This is a genomic window from Marivirga atlantica (assembly GCF_016734805.1).
Taxonomy (GTDB): Bacteria; Bacteroidota; Bacteroidia; order Cytophagales; family Cyclobacteriaceae; genus Marivirga; species Marivirga atlantica.
In genome coordinates this window covers 363580-385978 of record NZ_JAERQG010000004.1, presented here as the reverse complement: position 1 = coordinate 385978, position 22399 = coordinate 363580, and the positions used below count along the sequence as shown (strand labels likewise).

Genomic DNA, 22399 nt, shown 5'->3' with positions numbered 1-22399 from the left:
GATTTAGAATATAGCTTTCCAAATATCATTAAATATGGCAAAAGCCATTAAACCTAATAATAAAACCATTCCAACTTTCTGAGCACCTTCTAAGAATTTATCAGATGGCTTTCTACCTGAAATGATTTCGTAAGATAAGAAAACTACATGACCACCATCAAGTGCCGGAATTGGCAACAAGTTCATAAAAGCTAGCACCATTGATAATAGACCGCAAATAGCCCAGAATTTTGACCATATCCATTCACCTCCAAATATTTGCGCAATACCTATTGGCCCTGATAATGATTTAGAAGCTGAAACTTCACCTTTGAAGATTTTACCAAATGCTCTGATGTTAGTCCAAACCACACCGAAGGCCTTTTTAGTACCGATTGAAATTGATTCACCAAAGGAGAAATCCTGATGAGCAAGGTCAACATCCATGTCGACTGCAAAACCGATAGTTCCATCATCACTCACCAAAACAGAATCGGTTCTGGCAATGCCTTCACCTTGTTTAATAGCAAGTGCTACTCGTTGATTTTTGTGCTGTCCTAATTCTTCTTTAAATTCTTGGAAGTATTTAACAGGCTGTCCGTTAATTGCCACAATTTTCTCTCCCTCTTTTAATCCAGCCATGTCGGCATTGCTTTGGGGCTGAACGGCTCCAACTTTGAAAGGAAATAAAGGCTCGATGAAATCTACTCTGTCGTTATCCTCAGTAATTCTATCCAGCATATCATTAGGGATAGTCACTTTAACTTCTTCACCATTTCTTAAAACCGTGTAATAGCTGTTGTCGGTCAATAAAACATCAGCATTGGTGAGGTCATCAAACTTTCTATAGTCTTGCCCATTAAGTGCAATGATTTTATCACCTGTTTGCAAACCGATTTCCTGACCTAAATCATAAGCATATACGCCATTATTTACTACCACGTCCTTAGGGATGTAGCTTTCGCCATAACCGAAAGTAATAAATACGAAAATGATGATACCTACTATCACATTTACTATTATACCGCCAAGCATAACAATTAAGCGCTGCCATGCAGGTTTTGCTCTAAACTCATAAGGTTCAGGCTCTTTACTTAGGTTTTTAGTGTCTAGTGATTCATCTATCATTCCTGATATTTTCACAAAACCACCTAAAGGAATGGCACTTAGTGAATACTCAGTTTCACCATATTTAAAACTGAAAATTTTTGGTGGGAAGCCTATAGAGAACTGTTCTACTCTCATTCCGAATGCTTTGGCAGCTAATAAATGGCCAAACTCATGTACCCCTACTAAAATTGAAAGGCCCAATATCAGTTGGGCAATCATAATTATTGTTTCCATTAACGTATAAACTCTAAAGCTTTGATTCTAGTTTCCTTATCTGTTTCTATATAATCCTGAAGGCTCGGTTTTTTTATAAAACTCATTTTATCGAGGCAATTGGCAATGACCTCTGACATCCCTAAAAAGGAGATTTTTTCTTCAAGAAAGGCCGAAACTACTACTTCATTTGCTGCATTCAAAATACAGGGCATATTTCCTGCTTTCTCTAAAGCTTTGAATGCCAAGGCTAAGTTACGGAAAGTATCGGTGTCGGGTTGTTCAAATGTTAATTCCGGATAATCCATGAAGTTGAATCTTGGAAAATCAGCTTCTAATCGATCAGGATAACTAAGTGCATACATAATTGGTACGCGCATATCAGGTAAGCCCATTTGTGCTTTGATAGAGCTGTCTTCAAACTGTACCATGCTGTGAATAATTGATTGTGGATGCACTACCACATCAATCTTGCTTTGATCAACATTAAATAACCATTTGGCTTCAATCACTTCCAGCCCCTTGTTCATCAAACTAGCTGAATCAATGGTGATTTTAGCACCCATATCCCAATTGGGGTGTTTAAGTGCCTGTGCTTTTGTAACTGATTCTAGAAATTTTTTATCTTTTCCTCTAAAAGGACCTCCCGAGGCGGTAAGAATTAATTTCTCTATTGGGTTATGGAATTCACCTACTAAACATTGAAAAATGGCAGAATGCTCAGAATCTACGGGATAAATATTAACACCTTTTTCTCTTGCCAGAGCTGTTACTAATTCTCCGGCTACAACTAAGGTTTCTTTATTGGCGAGTGCAATATGCTTTCCGCTTTCGATGGCTTTTATAGTAGGCAATAAACCAGCATAACCTACTAAGGCGGTAAGTACAATATGAATGTCTTCCATTTGCACTACCTGAGCTAAAGCATTTTCTCCAGTATATACTTTAATGTCATGCATGCCAAGTGCCTCATCTACCTGATCATACAAGCTTTCATTGCCTATTACTACCGCATTTGGTTTGAATTCAATTGCTTGTTGAATAAGTAGCTGCGCATTGTTTTGAGCTGTTAATACCTCAACCTGAAAATTATCAGGATGAGTCTTTATAACCTGGAGTGCTTGTGTTCCTATGCTACCTGTTGAGCCTAAAATGGCTATACCTTTTTTTTGCGTCACGCCTTTATCGGGTTCTATTTAAAATTAAATTTAATGTTGTGATGATCACTTTTGCCTTTAAAGCCATTATTGTTTGCAGAATGGCAAAAGTGCCTCTGCTATTTTTCTATCGTTAGATAGGCGAGGTACTTTGTTTTGTCCTCCAAGCTTTCCTTGAGACTTCATGTACTCGATGAATGCTGATGGTTTTAATGTGTTAATCTTCAAAGTTCTTAAAATGCTGCCTTTTAGTAGGTCATCATAATAAGAGTTTAGCTTCCTTAAATTGTTATCAAGTTCTTTTTCAAAAGCTCCTAAATCAATAGGTGCATTATCAAACTCCATGAACCATTCGTGATAAGGTAAACCTTCATTTGGTGTTACTTGCGGAGCAACGGTAAACTCAGTCACTTTTACGTTTTCAAATTTCTGATTTGTAAGTTTCAAAGCTTTCTCAACTTCCTCACCAATTACGTGTTCACCAAATGCGGAAATGAAATGTTTAATCCTCCCAGAAACTACAACTCTGTACGGATCTTTTGATATAAATTTTACCGTGTCACCAATTGAATAACCCCATAAACCTGCATTACTATTAATGATAAGCGCATAGTTTTTATCAAGTTCCACCTCATCAACCATTAACCTGGTTGGGTTTTCATCAAAGTATTCTTCTGCTGGAATGAATTCGAAGAAAATACCACTGTTCAGCAGAAGTAATAAGCCCGGTTCAGTTTGTGTGTCTTGATAAGCAATAAAACCTTCAGAAGCAGGATAGGTCTCTATAGAATCTACCTGCTTTCCTATGCTTTCAAAAAGTTTAGCTCTATATGGCTCAAAGTTTACACCACCGTATACAAACATCTCAAAATTTGGAAAGATATCTTTGATCGGTTTATTCACCCGTGCTTGAATTCTGTCGAAGTACATTTGCACCCAAGGCGGTATGCCTGATATCAAAGACATATCCTGATCCAGGGTTTCGTCAATTATTCTTTCAAGCTTTTCTTCCCAGTCTTCAATGCAATTAGTTTCATAACTCGGCAGTTGATTAGTTCTTAAATAATTAGGCACATGATGGTTTACAATACCAGATAGTCTGCCGGTGTTTATTCCTGCTTTCTGATCCAATACAGGTGAGCCAGAAAGAAATATCAATTTACCATCAAGAAACTGACCTTTTCCAGTTTCATTTACGTAATTCAAAAGCGCATTTTTAGCACTATTGATATGGTTGGGTATCGAATCTTTAGTGATGGGGATATATTTGGTGCCTGACGTAGTGCCACTTGTTTTGGCAAAATAGGCAGGTTTACCGGGCCATAATATGTCTGATTCGCCAGCTAATATTTTATCAACGTAAGGTTTAAGTCCCTCATAATCTCTTATAGGTACTTGTTTCTTAAAGTCATTGTAGTTTTTGATATCGGAAAAACCGTGGTCACGACCAAACGCAGTATTTTTAGCCTTGCTGATAAGGTTATTAAACTGTTTCAGCTGAGTGATAGCAGGCCTGGAGGCCCATTTTTTCTGGTCATTTACAATGTAAGCAGCTAATGGCTTACTCAAAAATCCTCTAATTCCCATGAGGCCAAAATTAGAAAATTAAGCTGAACCTTTCGGAAAGAAATATGCTTTTGTACAAGATTTAATCAAAAAGAGCGATAAACATGTTGCTTATGTACTGTTTCAATTATTAAATCAGATTTACTTGTTATTAATTCTGCGCTTTAATATGTAGTTTTGCAGCCTGATTATGGAGATGAAGAATATAAGAAACTTTTGCATCATTGCACATATTGACCACGGTAAAAGTACCCTGGCAGACAGGCTTTTAGATGCTACACAATCTGTAACCGAGCGCGAGAAGAAAGAGCAGTTACTAGATAATATGGATTTGGAACGTGAGCGTGGTATCACTATAAAAAGTCATGCTATTCAAATGGATTATATATACAAAGGAGAACCTTACATATATAATTTAATTGATACTCCTGGCCATGTTGATTTTTCTTACGAAGTATCTAGATCTATTGCTGCCTGTGAAGGTGCATTATTGATTGTGGATGCTGCTCAGGGTATTCAGGCTCAAACTATTTCTAATTTATACCTTGCTATTGAGCATGATCTAGAGATTATTCCTGTGCTCAATAAAATTGATTTACCAGGTGCAATGCCTGATGAAGTGTCGGATCAAATTATTGATTTGATTGGCTGTAAAAAGGAAGAAATTCTACATGCAAGTGCCAAAGAAGGTATTGGTATTGTGGAGATATTGGAAGCTGTCGCAGAAAGAATTCCTTCTCCAAAAGGTAATAAAGACGAGCCGCTTCAGGCGATGATATTCGATTCAGTTTTTAATCCATTCCGAGGTATTGAAGTATACTTTAGGGTTTTCAATGGAGAAATAAAAAAAGGAGATAACATCAAATTTATCAATACCGGTAAAAGCTATGAAGCTGACGAAATTGGCTCTTTAAAGCTAAAGCAACAACCTAAAAGTGTTGTAAGTACTGGTGATGTTGGTTATCTCATAAGCGGTATTAAAGTAGCAAAAGAAGTAAAGGTTGGTGATACCATTACACTCACTGATAACCCAGGTAAGGCAGTTCAAGGTTTCGAAAATGTGAAGCCTATGGTTTTTGCAGGTATTTATCCTGTTGATACTTCAGATTTTGAAGAATTAAGAGCTTCCATGGAGAAGCTTCAGCTGAATGATGCTTCACTGGTTTGGGAACCTGAAACTTCTGCAGCACTTGGTTTTGGTTTCCGCTGCGGATTCTTAGGAATGTTGCACATGGAAATTGTTCAAGAGCGTTTGGAGCGTGAGTTCGACATGACAGTTATCACGACTGTTCCGTCAGTGCAATTTCATGCATATCCCAAAAAAGGAGAAATGCTTAAGGTAAGTGCTCCTTCAGAACTACCTGAAGTTGGAGACATAGACCATTTAGAAGAACCTTATATAAGAGCACAGATTATTACGAAGGATGAATTTGTAGGTCCTGTAATTTCATTGTGTATGGATAAGCGTGGTGAAATCAAGAATCAGGTTTATCTAACTCAAAGTCGTGTGGAATTGACCTTTGAAATTCCTCTGGCGGAGATTGTTTTTGATTTCTTCGATAAGCTGAAGACTATTTCTAAGGGTTACGCTTCTTTAGACTATGAATTAATGGGGTATAGGACAAGTAGCCTGGTTAAGTTGGAGATTTTATTGAATGGAGATAGAGTAGATGCTCTTTCAGCAATTGTTCATAGAGACAAGGCTTATGAGTGGGGGAAACGACTATGTGAGAAATTAAAAGAATTAATTCCTCGTCAGCAGTTCGAAATTGCTGTTCAGGCAGCTATTGGTACTAAAGTTATTGCTCGTGAAACAGTGAAAGCTTTAAGAAAAAACGTATTGGCGAAATGTTATGGAGGAGATATAACCCGTAAGCGTAAGCTCTTAGAGAAGCAGAAGAAGGGTAAGAAGAGAATGCGTCAGGTAGGTAATGTGGAAATTCCGCAGGAAGCTTTTATGGCTGTATTAAAACTTGATTAAGATATAAATAATGGATGTTGTGACACCAACTTTATTGGACGGTAAAAGGATTTCAGCTGAAATAAAGCAAGAACTTAAGGTAAAGACTAGAGCTCTTAAAGAGAGTGGAGGCAAAGCACCTCATCTATCCGCAATTTTAGTAGGAAATGATGGAGCCAGTGAAACCTATGTAAATGCAAAAGTGAAGGATTGCGAAGAGATTGGTTTTGAGTCTTCAAAGCTGATTTTTGATGAAACAATCACTGAAAAGGAGTTGCTTGCTGAAGTAGAGAAACTCAATAATGACGATAGAGTTGATGGTTTTATAGTGCAGCTTCCATTACCAAAGCACATCAATGTAGATAAAGTGTTAAGTGCGATCAAGCCTGAAAAGGATGTTGATGGTTTCCATCCAACAAATTTTGGAAGAATGTCCACAGGTCTTTCTGCTTATTTGCCTGCCACACCTTATGGTGTAATGGAACTAATCAAAAGATATGACATTCCTACCAGAGGAAAACACTGTGTAGTAGTTGGTAGAAGCAGAATAGTTGGGCTTCCTGTTAGTATTCTTATGGGAAATAACGGCTATCCTGGTGATGCTACAGTTACACTTACTCACAGATTCACTGAAAATTTAGAACAATATACAAAGCAAGCCGATATTCTCATTGTAGCGGTAGGTAAGCCAGGGCTTATAACTGCTGACATGGTTAAAGAAGGTGTGGTTGTAATTGACGTAGGAACTACGAGAGTTCCTGATTCAAATAAGAAGTCCGGATTTGCCTTAAAAGGAGACGTGCTTTTTGAGGAGGTGTCCGAAAAAGCATCTTATATAACTCCTGTGCCAGGTGGAGTAGGTCCAATGACTCGCGCTGGTTTATTAATGAATACCTGGCTGGCAGCACAAAAAGAAATATATGGATAAGACCTCCTTTGATCATACAAAGGAATTACCACTTATGGAAGCTTTTTATACCATTCAAGGTGAGGGAGCTTATAGTGGTAAAGCCGCCTATTTTATTAGGCTGGGTGGCTGCGATGTGGGCTGTGTTTGGTGCGATGTGAAAGACTCATGGGATGCTGACAAATGGCCATTAAGGTCAGTTCAAGAAATTGTTGATGAAGCTGGTAATTATCAATCCAAACTAGTGGTAGTTACTGGAGGCGAGCCATTTATGTATAATTTAGATGGGCTTACTTCTGAATTAAAAGCTAAAGGTTTTCATATAAATGTCGAAACTTCTGGTGCGCACCCTTTTAGCGGCACAGTTGATTGGGTATGTCTTTCACCAAAGAAATTCAAGGCTCCTATGTCCGAATGGTATGAAATGGCAGATGAATTGAAGATTATCATTTTTAATGAGTCGGATTTTAAATGGGCCGAACAGCATGCTGCCCTTGTTGATGATAAATGTAAATTGCTTTTACAGCCTGAATGGAGTAAGCAGGAAAAAATGACTCCTTATATAATAGAGTATGTAAAGCAACATCCTAAGTGGTCTATTTCCTTACAGACGCACAAGTATTTGGATATTCCTTAAAATAAATCCCACTTTTATTCTTTAATCATATCAGGTAAATTGCTGATATGATTAAAAAATCTTTACTCCTTCTTACAATAGTTTTTATTGGTTTTTCTGTGAACGCTCAGGATTTAAAGCGAAAAACAGAAAAGCTTTTAGAAAAATCACAAAACGCTCTCAATAGTAGAAATTGGAATTCAGCTATTCAATACATGAATGAAGCTGTTTCTAATGAGCCAGATAATTTTCAGGTACATCTTGAAAAGGCTTATCTCTATTATTCTGTTAGAGATTTCCCTAAAATGTTGCCTTCGTTAAAGAAGGCATACCAACTAAATCCGGACTGGAAAGCTAAGTACCACGAGTTTTATTTTGTTCTAGGGAAGGAGAGCTTTGAAAATGGTAATTACGAATTTGCTCAAGGGCCAATAGACAAATACCTCGAAAAGGGTTATAATGAGCAATCACTTCAGTTGAGCGAAGTGATTAGTAAATCAATTGAATTTGCACTTGATGCTTTGGCGGATTCTGATCTGTCAGCATATAAGGTGCAGAAAATAGAATCTCAACAAATATTCAGAAGCGTATACTTTCCCTTCTTCACTTTATACCCTGAAGATGATATGTATTTTACCGCCCAACGTTTAAGAAGCCTTGAAGAAGGGATATACAGAGCCGAGCTAGACGGAACTAAATTCAAAAGAGTTGAAGAAGTGCCCACTGTAAATAGTAAGGAAAGCGAGGGCGCTGCTGCTGTTTCGGCCGATGGAAGAGTAATGGTATTTACTGGTTGCAATAGAAGAGGAGGTTACGGGAGCTGTGATTTATATATATCCTATAAGAAGAATAACAAATGGACTGCTCCGGAGAATTTAGGAAGTAACATCAATACAAGAAACTGGGAGTCTCAACCTTATTTATCTTCCGATGGCAGGTTGCTCATATTTAGTTCAAACAGAGCAGGCGGAATAGGTAAAAGAGATTTATATTATTCCACTAAAGATATTGATGGTAAGTGGAAGCCAGCAAAAAATTTGGGAAGCACAATTAATACTTTCGCTGATGAGATTTCACCTTTTTTAGACTTGAGCGGAGATACGCTTTACTTCAGTTCAAATGGACGAATTGGTATGGGTGGCTTCGATTTTTTTAAAGTTGCCTGGAACAGTCAAGATTCTCCGGGAAATATTGGTTTACCAATGAACAGCTTTCAGGATGAGACCTCGTTTCATAAAAAACTCGATGGTAGTATCTATTGGGCACGTGAATTAAAATCTGATGAAAAATATCCACCATCTGAGATACTATTTATAAATAAGGAAGCAGCGCTAGATAGTTTATTGCTAGTTTATGGAACTGTTAAGGATGCCTCATCTAACAACCCTTTGGAAGCTTCAATTCAAATTTTCGATTTAGAAACTGATAGTTTATTAAGAGAAACATTTTCTGATGCCGTAACAGGTAGCTATAAGGTGCTTATCCCTAATAAATCAGATTATTCCTTTTACGTTGAGTCTACGGGTTATTTATTCAGATCGTTGAAAGTTAATGATATTGATGGCGTACAGCATGAGCAGGATTTCAATTTGGAAGCTATTGAGGCTGGAAAGTCAATTAGTCTCAATAATATTTATTTTGACTTTGATAGCTATGAATTAGATGAAAAGTCGAAGAGAGAGATTGAGAAAATCGCAGAATTCCTGAAAAATAACCCTAATGTGAAAATAGAAATTGCTGGCTTTACTGATGATGTCGGTTCAAAGACATATAACATGAATTTATCTGAAAGTCGGGCAAAAGCTGTTTATCAAGAACTTTTAAAAAAAAGCGTTTCAACGGAACGATTAAAGTATAATGGTTACGGAGCTCAACCTCAAAATGATGGTGTTTTTAAAAAGTTAGTTAAGATTAAGATAATATAATATTAGAATAGTTATATTTTAAATCAACTTGTTGGTATGGAAATAATTTTGCTACTGTTGTATTTAATACCGATTTAATCTGTGATTGATACTTTTACCATTAAATATTCTTAAAATCTTTTTAGCTAAAAAATTATATTTTTATTTGGTGTTTAATCTGAATGTTACTTACATTTAATGATTAATTATTTTTAACCTAAAATAAAATTGTATGAAGAAGATTCTACTAACATGTTTCATGTTGGTGTTTGTGCTATACGCATGGGCACAGGATCGCACAGTCGGGGGAACAGTGACCGATGGCGAGACAGGGGAGCCATTACCTGGTGTAACGGTTCTACTTAAAGGCACAGGGAATGGTGTCAATACAGATCTTGATGGTAAGTATAGAATTTCAGTACCGTCAGAGGGTGGTACTTTAGTCTTTACTTTTATAGGGATGAACAGGGTCGAAAAAGAGATTGGTTCAAAATCCGTTATTGATGTTTCAATGGCTACTGATGTACAACAATTATCAGAGGTTATAGTAACTGCCTCTGGTATCGAGAGAGAATCAAGAGCAACGGGTTATGCAGTTCAAACGGTTGAATCCGATGAGTTTTTAAAGTCAAGAGAAAGCAATATTAATAATGCACTCGCTGGTAAAGTAGCTGGGGTTGATGTTAATGCTTCTTCTGGTACTGTTGGAGGATCATCTAGAGTTGTAATTAGAGGTGTTTCATCAATAAGCGGTAACAACCAACCACTCTATGTTGTAGATGGTGTTCCCATCCAGAACACAAACATCGCATCTGTTGACAGATTTTCAGGTGTTGATTATGGAAATAGGGCGGGTGATATAAATCCTGACGACATTGAGTCAATGACTGTTTTAAAAGGTGGTGCAGCTGCAGCATTATATGGACAAAGAGCTAGAAACGGTGTGATTGTAATCACAACAAAAAAAGGGAAAAAGAATAGCAAAATGTCTGTAACTGTAAATAGCTCAGTACGTTTTGATAGCCCTTTCAGATTGCCAGATTATCAAAATGAATATGGTCAAGGATCAATAAATAAATTGGATAGTGCTTCTCAAGCTAACTGGGGTCCGAGATTTGATGGAAGGTCTTTTATAGCACCTGATAGTTCGACTGCTACTTATTCCGCAGTACCAGATAACGTAGAAAATTTTTACAGAACTGGGCAAACTATGATCAATAGTGTATCTCTTGCTGGTGGTGATGATAAATCAACTTATAGATTTGGTATAACACAATTGGATCAAGAAGGTATTGTTCCAAATACTGCTATATCAAGAACTACCTTTAATTTAAATGGGTCTCGTAACTTTGATAATAACTTTTATTCGAGTTTTGCTGTAACTTATCAAAGATCTGATAATGATGGTCGACCAGAAACTGGATTTAATAACCCAAATGCTGTAGCTTCCATTGTAACTACTATTCCAAGGAATATTGATTTAGATAGATACAAAGACAGGGATGTGTATTTGAATCCAGATGGTTCCCCTGTTCCATTTTTGGGAATCACGCAGAATCCTTTCTTCTCTTTGAATGAAAACGTATTTACCCAAGATGTAAACAGGTTATTTGGTTATGGCCTAATTGGATTTAGACCAACAGATTGGTTAAATATATCTTGGAGATTGGGTACTGATGTTATTTATGATAATAGAAAGCAAATTTATCAGGCAGGTTCAAGTGGTTATGTTGACGGAGGTTTATGGAATGATAGAATTTTTGAGCAACAAACTAACTCAGATTTGTTAGTTACTGTTAACAAAGATATTACTGATAGATTAAATCTGAATTTAATACTTGGACATAACGTAAATGATATTTACGTAGAATCTGCATTCGATAGAGGACAAGATTTGACAGATCCAACACTTTTTGTAATTCAAAATGCAAATAATAAAGAAGCTTCAAATGTAATTAACAATAGAACAAGAATTATTGGTGCATTTTTTGACGCTGGATTTTCATGGGATAATTACTTGTTCTTAAATATTACTGGTAGAAATGACTGGAACTCAACATTACCGGTAGATAATAATAGTTATTTCTTCCCTGGGGTAAGTGGTAGTGCGGTTTTAACAGATGCATTTGATTTTGGTTCTGATCTTTTCAATTTCTTAAAAGTGCGTGCAAACTGGTCTCAAGTAGGTGGTTCAACCACTCCTTTTCAACTAAGTCCAGTGTTTTTTCCGCAAACTAGTATTTTCCAATTATTTGGTGTAGACAATACTTATCCCTTTAATGGAATCCCTGGTTTTGCTGGTAATAATGCGAGGGCAAATGCAGAATTGCGTCCTGAGATTACTACATCCTATGAGGTTGGTGGTGAATTTCATTTTTTCTTAAGTAAATTAATTGTAGATGCAACTTATTATGTACAACAAACTGATGATCAGATTGTAAATGTACCGGTAGCACCTTCAACAGGTTTTTCATCTTTCTTCTTAAATGCTGGATCTATCAGAAACAGTGGAGTGGAAGTCAAGATCACAGGAACTCCGCTTGAATTAGGAGATTTTAAATGGGTATCCACTGTTAACTTTGCTAGAAACGTTAATGAGCTAGTATCTATTCAGGATGAATTTGAATTTGTTGATGTACCAGGTACTAGAACAGATCCTGGTTTAAGAGCCTATTTAGGTGAGCCTGTAGGTACAATATTTGGTTCTGATTGGAGAAGAGACAGTGAGGGTAATATATTGATAAACCCGGTTAGTGGATTAAGATTATCTCAAGATGGGCAAAAGATTGGTAACATAACACCAGACTTTAGATTAGGTTTTCAGAATGAATTCAGTTTCAAAGGATTGTCTGTTAGTGCTTTAATTGATTGGAGACAAGGTGGTCAAATTCATTCACAAACCGTTCAATCATTAAGAGGAAATGGTGCTGTTATGGAGACTGTTGAAGGTAGAGATTTAGCATACATTGATAATGGGGTTATTTTACTAGATGAAGATGAAGATGGAAATGCTATTTCAACTCGTCCTAATGACATTGCCATTACTGCACAGCAATTCTGGGGACAACAGAATACTGTTGATGCTGACGGTGTTTTTGATGCTACTTATGTAAAACTAAGAGAGTTAAGTGCATCGTATACTCTTCCAAGTGCTTGGTTTAATGACCTTCCAATTGGTAGTCTTTCTTTGGGGGTTGAAGGAAGGAACCTGGCCTTATTATACTCGAAAATTCCTCATATTGACCCTGAGGTGAGTTTCTACGGTTCTGGTAATGCACAAGGTATTGAGGCATTTAACTTACCTACTACTCGTTCATTGGGAGTGAATGTTAAATTAACATTTTAATAAATTATGAAAGAGATGAAAAAATATATAACACTTTTACTAACAGGTTTGATTATATTAACATCATGCGAAGAAGATTTTCTGGATGTTAATACTAATCCTAACGCCTCATCAGAGGTGCCTCCTGGTACTTTGCTGATGAATGCATCTATAGCTTTATCACAAAATAGGTTAAATACACTTAATCCAGATGGAGCGGCTTTTATTCAACATCATAAGCCTGTTGTTGTACTTACTGCCCCTGATACTTATGGGTTTAGTGAAATTGGTAATAACAACTTTTGGGAATTTTCATTTTATCAGGACATTATTAAAGATCCTAACTTAGCTATTAATATAGCACTCGAGGAAGGAAATAATAATGTTGTTGCTCAATTGAAGTTACTACAAGCGTTTGCATGGATTCATGGAATTGATCGTTGGGGAGAAATGCCTTTTTATCAAGTTAATAATCCAGATTTCGTTAATCCAGAGTTTGATGAGGGTGCAGATGTTTACCAAGGGATACTTGATTTACTTGATGAGGCACTAGGTTTAATTGATTTGAATAATCAGGATGAACCTTTCACAATTGTTACCTTTGACCATATTTATGGTGGAAATATGAATAATTGGGAAGCTTTTGGTAATTCGTTGAAATTAAGAGCCTTAATGAGATTATCCTACGTAGAAAATAGAGATGCAGAAATAAGTGCACTATTAAGTTCTGGAGCAAACTTTATCGATGAAGTGGATGGTTCTGAGGATGCTATATTTAGATATTACAATCAAAGATCTAATCAAAATTTCGATTACGCCACTTTTGATAACTTCTCTAATCTAGGATCTTATTTGCCGAGTGCAACTGATAGACAACATCAGGCTTGGCGACTAGCGTCTAATAGAATGGTAACTCTATTAGAGGATGATAATGATCCACGATTAACTTCATTCTTTGTTCCGTATTATACTCAACCAGATGATTATGAATTTACTGGAGCAGTAAACGGTGCTGCGCCTTTACCAGATCCTGCTGAAAGAGGGTTTGTTTCTGATTTTTACATTAGACAAGATGCACCTGATGTTTGGTTTGCAGCTTCAGAATATTGGTTATTAGCCGCTGAGGCATATCAAAGAGGTTTGGCAACAGGTGATGCTCAAACTGCTTTTGCCAATGGTACTACAGCCCATATGGGTATATTTGATGGTACTGAGTACGAGATTGCTGATGCTGATGTTACCGCTTATATTGCTGCAAACAGTTTGAATGGTAAAACAGATCCGGTATCTTTTATACAGCAGGAGCTTTACAAAGCCCTTTACGGTAATGGTGTTGAAGCATGGTCTCATTGGAGAAGAACTAAACGTCCGGCCTTAACTCCGGCAGTTGGTGGGCCAATTAATACTGTAATTAGCAGAATACCGTTACCTCAATCAACTCTGGGCTCGAATTCGAATGCACCAGATGTTTCTCCATTGAGGGATGTACCAGTATTCTTTGAAAGATTAAACTAATGAATATGAAAAAATTAATATACGCAATTGCAACCGTTTTTGTATTGGCTTCTTGTGAAGATGTAGCTGATCCATTGGCTGGAGTAGAACAAACGGATTTATTTGTTCAATTTGGTGCTAATACTCCTGATAGTACTGCATTGGCTGAGGGTTCTAATTTTCCTCAGGCAGTTACTATTCAAGCTCCAATATCTGGAGGTGAGGATTTATTAGCTAGCTTGAGTTTTGAAGGAACTGCAGTTTATGGTACAGATTTTACAATAAGCAGTGAGTATTTAGAATCCGTTGATGAAAATGGAGCGGTAATACGAATACCATTTTTACCTGCTAAGCCGAATGAGTTTGTAACTGATCAAGCAGAATTCACCATTTCTTTTCCTGAAAACTTTGTTCAGGACGGAACAAAAGAGCTAACTGTTACTTTAAATGGGGCTACAGGTGTTGAAAGTGCAGGATTATCTTTTGCTGGAGGTAGAGGCTCTATTAGAAAAGAATTCTACGTGGAAATTTCTGATAATGATTGTGGTGACTTAGCAGGTCTTTATGCGGTTGACGGAGATGTTCTGGTTTCAGACTTAGGTCCAGTAACCTATTCTTACGAGGAGGCGCTAGGTTTAGCTGACTGTACTGTTGAGGGCTCTTATCCGTTGGTTGACATTACTGGTGGATTATGGGGGATTGGTTATGCTGATCTTTATGGAGCAAGCGCTAGAAATGCAATTATAACTATCGATCCGAGTAGTAATGAGATAACTTGGGGTACTGTTAGTGATCAATTTGGTGGATTAATTGTACAGGACGCTACTCAGCCAACTAGTAACTATGATCCCAATGCAAATACTATAACAATTTATTGGGAAGCAACTGGTTACGGTGAAAGAGGTGTAACTACTTATACTTTGCAATAACATTAAAACGACAATATTTAAAAGCTTGTACATTTGTACAAGCTTTTTTTTTGTCCAAGTCAATTAATAAAGATCCCAATGTACAAATCCCTAATCCGTTCCTTATTGTTTCTTTTGCCAGCTGAGAAGGCGCATTATATTACCTTCAAGCTGGCAAAATTTGTTTTTAGCATTCCAGGTGCAAAATCAATTAATCAAGGTCTTTTTAGCCTCAAAAATAAGAAGCTTGAAAGAGAGCTTTTCGGTATTAAATTCCCTAACCCTGTTGGTTTAGCAGCTGGTTTTGATAAAGATGCTAAAATGATTGATGAGTTTGCCTCACTAGGCTTCGGGTTCATTGAAATAGGCACCCTAACGCCTAAGTCACAACCAGGCAATCCTCAACCTAGATTATTTAGGCTTAGGCAAGATGAAGCCATTATTAATAGAATGGGTTTCAATAACGAAGGATTGCAACCTGCAATTGAAAGATTGAAAAATAGAAAATCTAAAGTAATTGTAGGTGGTAACATCGGCAAGAATAAAGTTACTCCTAACGAAGAGGCTTATAAGGATTATGAAACATCTTTTGAGGAGTTATTCGACTATGTAGACTATTTTGTGGTAAATGTAAGTTCACCTAATACACCTAATTTAAGGGCACTTCAAGATAAAGAGCCATTAACCAATCTTTTAAATGGCTTAATGAGGCTTAACAAGGAAAAAGATACACCAAAACCTATTTTATTAAAAATTGCTCCAGATTTAACCAATGAGCAGCTTGATGATATAATTGAGATTGTAAGGGAAACTAAAATAGATGGAATTATTGCAACAAATACTACTATTGACCGATCAGGCCTAAAAACTGATGAATCAACAATTAGCGATATCGGCAATGGTGGTTTGAGTGGAAAGCCACTTAAAAATAGATCAACTGAGGTAATACGATATCTTCATGATAAATCTGCAGGTGCATTTCCAATTATTGGTGTTGGTGGAATAATGTCAGCCCAAGATGCTATAGAAAAGCTGGAAGCAGGCGCCAGCCTTATTCAGTTATATACAGGTTTTATTTACGAAGGTCCATCGCTCATTAAAAAAATCAACAAGGCTATTCTAAAGAGAGGCTTATAATTGTTGATGTGAGTAATATTTACTGTAATTTGCGTTTAAATTCAAATTTAACAACTTTGTATTCGCTTATTAGGCAGTGCTGATGGCTAAAAACACCTATAAATCAAACACTTTTAAGAAAAATCAGAAAGCAGAAAGGAAATCGAGAAACTTCAATTTTAATTTTGCTTTTTTTAAAGATAGAAGATTACACCTCACAGTCGGTTTTTTTCTTTTAACTACTTCCTTATTCCTTTTTACAGCTTTTGTTTCTTATCTCTTTACGGGTAAGTCGGATATGAGTGTGATACAGGCCGCAGCCGAAATGGATGTAAAGGCTTCTGGTGCTGAAATTGAAAACTGGTTAGGTTTGCTAGGGGCTCAGGCTTCTTACTTATTTATTTTTAAATGGTTTGGTTTAGCTTCTTTTCTAATACCACCCTTTTTATTTATTCTAGGCTACCACATAACCTTCAAGAAGGTTATTATGTCAGCAGCTAGTGCTTTTAGCTTTGTAGCATTCTTCCTTTTTTGGATAAGTTTGTTACTGGGCTTTATGGTTTTTGAAGCTGGCGAAACCAATGCTTTTTCTTTTTTATGTGGAGGTATAGGTTATGAGTTGGCCGTATTGTTCGATAGCCTCTTCGGCTGGGGAACGTATTTGGTATTAATATTCTCATTGCTTGTATTCAGCATTTTCTATTTTGACATCACTTCGCTGTTATCATTTAATCAAAAAGATGATGTTTATATACCTTCTGATGAAACAGAAGTTGCCGATAGTCAAGATGATGAATCTGAAACACAGAATACGTCTGAAGATCAAAAACCTTACTCAAAAGAAAGTGAGGAGGAAGTCGAGGATGAAAGTAATAGCTGGACAGTAAAAACTGTTGATAAGCAGGAAAAGAAAGAGCAGGTGAAGCCTACTTTGGAAATGGAAGTGGAGAATACACTTTCTAATGCAGTTTTATCAGAGGATGATATAAAAGAACAGGCTGATAGTGAAAAAGAGGAAGCTGAGCAGGAATCTGATTTTGCTGTAGAAGAATCCGATTTCAAAGAAAAGTCAGCTACCAAGGTGGAAAACTATGATCCAACCCTTGATTTATCGTCTTATAAATATCCAACGCTTGATCTACTGGAAGATCATGATTCAGGTAAAGTGAAGGTGACTCAGGAGGAACTTGAGCAGAACAAGGACAAGATTCTTGAGACACTTACCAACTTCAAGATTAAAATTCAAAGCATTAAGGCTACCATCGGGCCAACTGTAACGCTTTATGAAATCGTACCTGAGGCTGGTGTTAAAATCTCCAAGATTAAAAACCTCGAAGATGATATTGCACTTAGCTTAGCTGCTCTTGGCATTCGTATTATAGCGCCAATTCCTGGTAAGGGTACAATTGGTATTGAAGTACCTAATAAAAATCGTGAGATGGTGAGCATGAAGTCTGTTTTGGCAACAGATAAATTCATGCGTAGTGATAAAGAACTCCCTGTTATTTTAGGTAAAACTATATCTAATGAGGTGTTCGTGGCAGATTTGGCCAAAATGCCACATTTATTGATGGCCGGTGCTACGGGGCAGGGTAAATCAGTTGGTTTAAACGTGATGTTAGCTTCACTTATCTACAAGAAGCATCCATCACAACTTAAATTTGTGTTGGTGGATCCTAAAAAGGTGGAGTTAACACTTTTTAACAAGCTTGAAAGACACTTCCTGGCAAAACTTCCTGACAGTGAAGAACCTATTATTACAGATACAAAGAAAGTAGTTAATACGCTAAATTCGCTTTGTATTGAAATGGATAATAGATATGACTTGCTTAAAGATGCTGGTTGTAGAAACTTAAAGGAGTATAATAATAAATTTGTCAGCCGAAAACTCAATCCTGAAAAAGGGCACAGATTTTTACCTTACATAGTATTAGTGATAGATGAGTTGGCTGATTTAATGATGACAGCCGGTAAAGAAGTAGAAACACCAATTGCCAGGTTGGCGCAGTTGGCCAGAGCAATAGGTATTCATTTGATTATTGCTACACAAAGACCTTCAGTTAACGTTATCACAGGTATTATTAAGGCTAATTTCCCTGCACGATTATCTTTCAGGGTAACTTCAAAAATAGATTCAAGAACAATTCTTGATGCTGGCGGTGCAGAACAGTTGGTTGGTCAGGGTGATATGCTGTTATCTCAAGGCTCTGATTTAATAAGGCTGCAATGTCCTTTTATTGATACACCTGAAATTGATGATGTAGTAGAGTACATTGGTAACCAAAGAGGTTATGAAATGGCTTATCAATTACCTGAGTTTTCTGGAGATGACGACAATAGCAAAGTAGGTGAGGTTGATTTATCAGATAGAGATGCTTTATTTGACGAAGCTGCAAGGCTCATAGTTATGCACCAACAAGGTAGTACATCTCTCATTCAGCGTAAGTTGAAATTAGGCTATAATAGAGCAGGCCGAATTATTGACCAGTTGGAAGCAGCTGGCGTTGTAGGAGCTTTTGAAGGTAGTAAGGCAAGAGAAGTTTTAATTCCTGACGAAATGAGTTTGGAACAGTTATTGAACAACATGGACAATTAAAAGACTACAAAAATGAAAATATTAAAATCGATTCTTTTAACATTTATTGCAATTAACATTGCTGTGGCTCAGAATGACCCTAAAGCCAAAAAGATTTTAGACCAGATGAGTGCTAAATACAGAGAAGTTCCTGCTTTTTCTGCCACATTTACACAGACACTTGAGAACAAAGATGAAAACATAAACGACAGCTTTACAGGTACCATTACCGTAATGGGAGATAAGTTTAAAGCCGATGTTGCTGGTCAGGTAATCGTTAATAATAATGAAACTGTTTGGACTTATTTAAAGGATGCTAATGAAGTGACTATTAGCAATTATGACCCAGAGGCAGGCGAAATGAATCCTAGTAAAATATATGATGCTTATAAATCAGGTTATAAATATTTGTATATGGCTGGTGAGGGTACCGCTAAATATCACATTATAGATTTAGTACCAACTAATAAAGATGAGAATTTTTACAAAATAAGATTGAAGATTGATAAGCAGTCCAATCTATTAAATAGCTGGTCGGTTTTTGATAGAGCTGGGAATATTTTTAATTATGCAGTTACAGATTTTAAGGTGAGAAATGATTTAAGTGCTTCAGCATTTAATTTTGATCCATCAAAATATCCTAACATAGAGGTATTAGACTTTAGATAATGTTTAAGCCACTGAAAAGATCAGTGGCTTTTTTATGTTCTTAATATGACTAAGCAAGAAATCATCAAACAAATATTCAGTAAGAAGTCGTATCTGTGTGTTGGTCTTGATACAGATATCAATAAAATTCCTTCACATCTGAAATCTGCTGAAGATCCCATATTTGAATTTAATAAACAGATTATTGACGCTACGTATGAGTATGCTGTTGCTTACAAGCCAAATATTGCGTTCTACGAGGCGCACGGACCCAAAGGCTGGGAAAGCTTACAGAAAACAATCGAATATATTCCAGATGATATATTTACCATCGCAGATGCCAAGCGTGGTGACATTGGTAATACTTCAAAGATGTATGCCAGGGCTTTCTTTGAGCAAATGAATTTCGATAGCATTACTGTTGCTCCCTATATGGGGAGTGATTCCGTTGAGCCTTTTCTTGAATTTGAGAATAAGTGGGTAATTCTGCTTGCTTTAACTTCTAATCAGGGTTCGAAGGATTTTCAATATCTGAAGGTCAATGATCAGTCCTTATTTGAGGAGGTGCTGCAGAAATCACAAGATTGGGGTGATTCTGAAAATATGATGTATGTAGTCGGTGCCACCAGAACGGATCAGCTTGAAAAAATACGGAAGTCAATTCCCAATCATTTCTTGTTGGTGCCAGGTGTAGGTGCTCAAGGTGGTAATTTGTCTGATGTTTCTGAGAAAGGACTTAATAAAGATTGTGGGTTACTCGTGAACTCATCTAGAGGAATTATTTATGCATCTGATGAAAAAAACTTTGCTCAGGTAGCAGCTCAAAAAGCAAAATCAATTCAAGAAGAAATGGAAGGATATTTAGCTAAATGGTGTTAACCAGATAAGCAGACAAATTTAGATTTTCCTATTTTAAAGGTATATTTAGTATAGTCTGTTGGGGTAAACACTTTTAATATGCTTTTAGTATTTTTTCATTTTCTAACATTTTTCTTTCAACCACCTTTAAAAGTTGATAAAACCGATCAGGAGATTATCCTTACAATTTCCGATTTAGCTCATTTTGAAGATAAATCGAATAAGCTTGATTTTGATCAAATACTTAGCCCTCAGTATCAAAAAAGGTTTCAACTAAATCCAGAATTTAAGCCTGAAAATTATAATAAGCATTCAACCTATTGGGTAAAGCTCGATCTGGAGTTGCCCGAATATAATGGTAATTATGTACTTGAGTTTTATGACCAATCTATAGATAGTATTAATGTATATATAGCTAAAGATAGTTCCGGATTTGATGAAATCAGGATGGGTGATGCGCTTCCTTTCCACCAGAAAAACATTCATCATAAGAACTTTGAGGTAATCCTTCAAAGCAACAACCACTATCAAGCTTACATTCAAGTAAAAAATTCTCAATATGCCGATATCAGAATAGCCATCAAGCGAATCGATCGCTTTATTCAATATACACTTAGTGAGTATATGTTGTATGGGCTTTTCTACGGTATGATCCTGATTATCTCATTGTACAACGTGCTTATATTTTTTGCCATCAAGGAGCGCAAATACCTTTATTATACTCTTTACATTTTGAGTGTTGGCTTATATGCCATGTGTATCGATGGAATTGCCTATCAGTATCTGTGGCCTAATCAGCCTATATTAAATCAGTTTGCCTACGGAATAGCACTGTTCTCAATCATTTTTTGGTCTATATTATTTTCGCTTAAGTTTCTGAATGTTAAACAAAGGGCTCCCAAACTGTATAAGCTACTTCTAATGGTCTTTGTGGCCAGGATAGCATTCTTTATTGTGGCACTTTTTATTGATCATCAGTTATTTCAGCTAAGGAATATTGAGATTATCCCACTCTCTCTCATTTTTATATCCAGTATAGCAGTGCTTATTAGGGGTTATAAACCTGCCAGGTTCTTCGTTCTGGCTTATGGCATACTGTTTCTTGGTTTTATATTAAAAGCATTGGTAATGCAGTCTGTTATACCTTTCAGTATACTTACTTATTACAGTTTACATATCTGTTTTATATTGGAGATGTTATTCCTGACGTATGCACTTTCTGATAGGGTTAGAATACTAAAGGCCAATCGTGATAAAGCCTTGAAAAGAATTGTGACTCAGCATGAACAGAATATCGCACTTATCAATAAGATTAATAAAGACCTTGAGCGTAAAGTTGCTGAAAGAACGGAAGACTTGCGTGAAAAGAACTCACTACTGGAGGAAACCAACAATAAGATTTCAAGACAGTATAATGAAATAGCTGAAATCAATTCAATTCTTGATTTAGACAATTGGCGACTTCAAAACAATATTAAGAAGATTCAGAAAGAGCGTTTGTCTCATAAAAACCTCGATTTTGATGAGTTCTCTGAAATATTTAGTAGTTCAGATGAATGTCTTGAAATTCTTGCTGACTTCAAATGGAAAAGCAGCTACACTTGTCAAAAGTGCGATAATGAGAAATATATTGAAAATAAGAAAAATTATTCGCGCAGATGTACTAAGTGCGGCTATAATGAAAGCCCAACCGCTTTTACTGTATTTAAAGGATTAAAATTTCCACTCCATAAGGCATTCTTTATAGTGTATTCATACCTCAATGAAGATAAGTACACACTTGACGAAATGGCCGAAGTTCTTGAAATGCGAAGGAATACTATTTGGCAATTCAGAAAGAAGGTTGATGATGAAATTCAGAGCAATGGTAAATCCTACTTGAATGCCTTACTTTCTTACGGTTACGATAGGTCGTTGAAATTTGAAGAGATTCAGTGAAATATTATTATTTCAATAATTTACCGAAATTTTTTTTATTGTTTTTTAAACGAGACAAACGTTTGCATAATTCTGTCAATATTTAATTTTAGTCTATTAATGCTTGTTTTTAAAGCGCAAAAAAC

15 protein-coding genes are annotated in these 22399 nt (G+C 36.4%); 12 read left to right on the top strand and 3 right to left on the bottom strand.

Annotated elements, in window-relative coordinates:
• Positions 1-3 precede the first annotated feature (3 nt).
• The 3 genes from rseP to JKP34_RS15980 all read right to left on the bottom strand — a co-directional run bounded on the left by rseP (position 4) and on the right by JKP34_RS15980 (position 4046).
• Positions 4-1323: an RIP metalloprotease RseP gene (rseP, locus tag JKP34_RS15990; protein ID WP_201923675.1), complete on the bottom strand. Its 1320-nt coding sequence runs from the start codon at positions 1321-1323 to the stop codon at positions 4-6.
• Positions 1323-2480 (bottom strand): 1-deoxy-D-xylulose-5-phosphate reductoisomerase, encoded by a 1158-nt coding sequence (locus tag JKP34_RS15985; protein WP_201923672.1) that lies wholly within the window; start codon positions 2478-2480, stop codon positions 1323-1325. Before JKP34_RS15985 ends, rseP begins: the two co-directional genes overlap by 1 nt.
• A gap of 66 nt (positions 2481-2546) precedes the next feature.
• Complete coding sequence (locus JKP34_RS15980; RefSeq protein WP_201923670.1) at positions 2547-4046, bottom strand: GH3 auxin-responsive promoter family protein; 1500 nt, start codon at positions 4044-4046, stop codon at positions 2547-2549.
• A 169-nt stretch (positions 4047-4215) separates the two neighbouring features.
• Here JKP34_RS15980 and lepA point away from each other — a divergent pair, with 169 nt between their 5' ends.
• From lepA to JKP34_RS15920, 12 genes are all read left to right on the top strand, one after another.
• The gene (lepA, locus tag JKP34_RS15975) at positions 4216-6006 is read left to right on the top strand and encodes a translation elongation factor 4 (protein ID WP_201923668.1); all 1791 of its coding nucleotides are present in this window, start codon (positions 4216-4218) and stop codon (positions 6004-6006) included.
• Positions 6007-6016: 10 nt separating this feature from the next.
• Positions 6017-6913 carry a bifunctional 5,10-methylenetetrahydrofolate dehydrogenase/5,10-methenyltetrahydrofolate cyclohydrolase gene (locus tag JKP34_RS15970; protein WP_201923667.1) on the top strand — a complete coding sequence of 299 codons (897 nt, stop codon included), beginning with the start codon at positions 6017-6019 and terminating at the stop codon, positions 6911-6913.
• The gene (locus JKP34_RS15965; protein WP_201923665.1) at positions 6906-7529 is read left to right on the top strand and encodes a 7-carboxy-7-deazaguanine synthase QueE; all 624 of its coding nucleotides are present in this window, start codon (positions 6906-6908) and stop codon (positions 7527-7529) included. The genes JKP34_RS15970 and JKP34_RS15965 overlap by 8 nt, the downstream gene beginning before the upstream one ends.
• Before the next feature lie 47 nt (positions 7530-7576).
• The gene (locus JKP34_RS15960; protein WP_201923663.1) at positions 7577-9433 is read left to right on the top strand and encodes an OmpA family protein; all 1857 of its coding nucleotides are present in this window, start codon (positions 7577-7579) and stop codon (positions 9431-9433) included.
• 211 nt (positions 9434-9644) lie between these two features.
• Positions 9645-12758 carry a SusC/RagA family TonB-linked outer membrane protein gene (locus JKP34_RS15955; RefSeq protein WP_201923661.1) on the top strand — a complete coding sequence of 1038 codons (3114 nt, stop codon included), beginning with the start codon at positions 9645-9647 and terminating at the stop codon, positions 12756-12758.
• Between the two features lie 15 nt (positions 12759-12773).
• The gene (locus JKP34_RS15950; protein ID WP_201923659.1) at positions 12774-14252 is read left to right on the top strand and encodes a SusD/RagB family nutrient-binding outer membrane lipoprotein; all 1479 of its coding nucleotides are present in this window, start codon (positions 12774-12776) and stop codon (positions 14250-14252) included.
• A 5-nt stretch (positions 14253-14257) separates the two neighbouring features.
• Positions 14258-15160 (top strand): hypothetical protein, encoded by a 903-nt coding sequence (locus tag JKP34_RS15945; protein WP_201923657.1) that lies wholly within the window; start codon positions 14258-14260, stop codon positions 15158-15160.
• Positions 15161-15238: 78 nt separating this feature from the next.
• Positions 15239-16276 carry a quinone-dependent dihydroorotate dehydrogenase gene (locus tag JKP34_RS15940; protein ID WP_201923654.1) on the top strand — a complete coding sequence of 346 codons (1038 nt, stop codon included), beginning with the start codon at positions 15239-15241 and terminating at the stop codon, positions 16274-16276.
• Positions 16277-16358: 82 nt separating this feature from the next.
• Positions 16359-18851 (top strand): FtsK/SpoIIIE family DNA translocase, encoded by a 2493-nt coding sequence (locus tag JKP34_RS15935; protein WP_201923652.1) that lies wholly within the window; start codon positions 16359-16361, stop codon positions 18849-18851.
• Between the two features lie 12 nt (positions 18852-18863).
• The gene (locus tag JKP34_RS15930) at positions 18864-19499 is read left to right on the top strand and encodes a LolA family protein (protein WP_201923650.1); all 636 of its coding nucleotides are present in this window, start codon (positions 18864-18866) and stop codon (positions 19497-19499) included.
• A gap of 45 nt (positions 19500-19544) precedes the next feature.
• A complete protein-coding gene (gene pyrF, locus JKP34_RS15925; protein ID WP_201923647.1) occupies positions 19545-20357 on the top strand; it encodes an orotidine-5'-phosphate decarboxylase in 813 nt (270 codons plus the stop codon).
• A 78-nt stretch (positions 20358-20435) separates the two neighbouring features.
• On the top strand, positions 20436-22274 hold the full coding sequence (locus JKP34_RS15920; RefSeq protein ID WP_201923646.1) for a 7TM diverse intracellular signaling domain-containing protein: 1839 nt from the start codon (positions 20436-20438) through the stop codon (positions 22272-22274).
• The last annotated feature ends 125 nt before the right edge of the window (positions 22275-22399 follow it).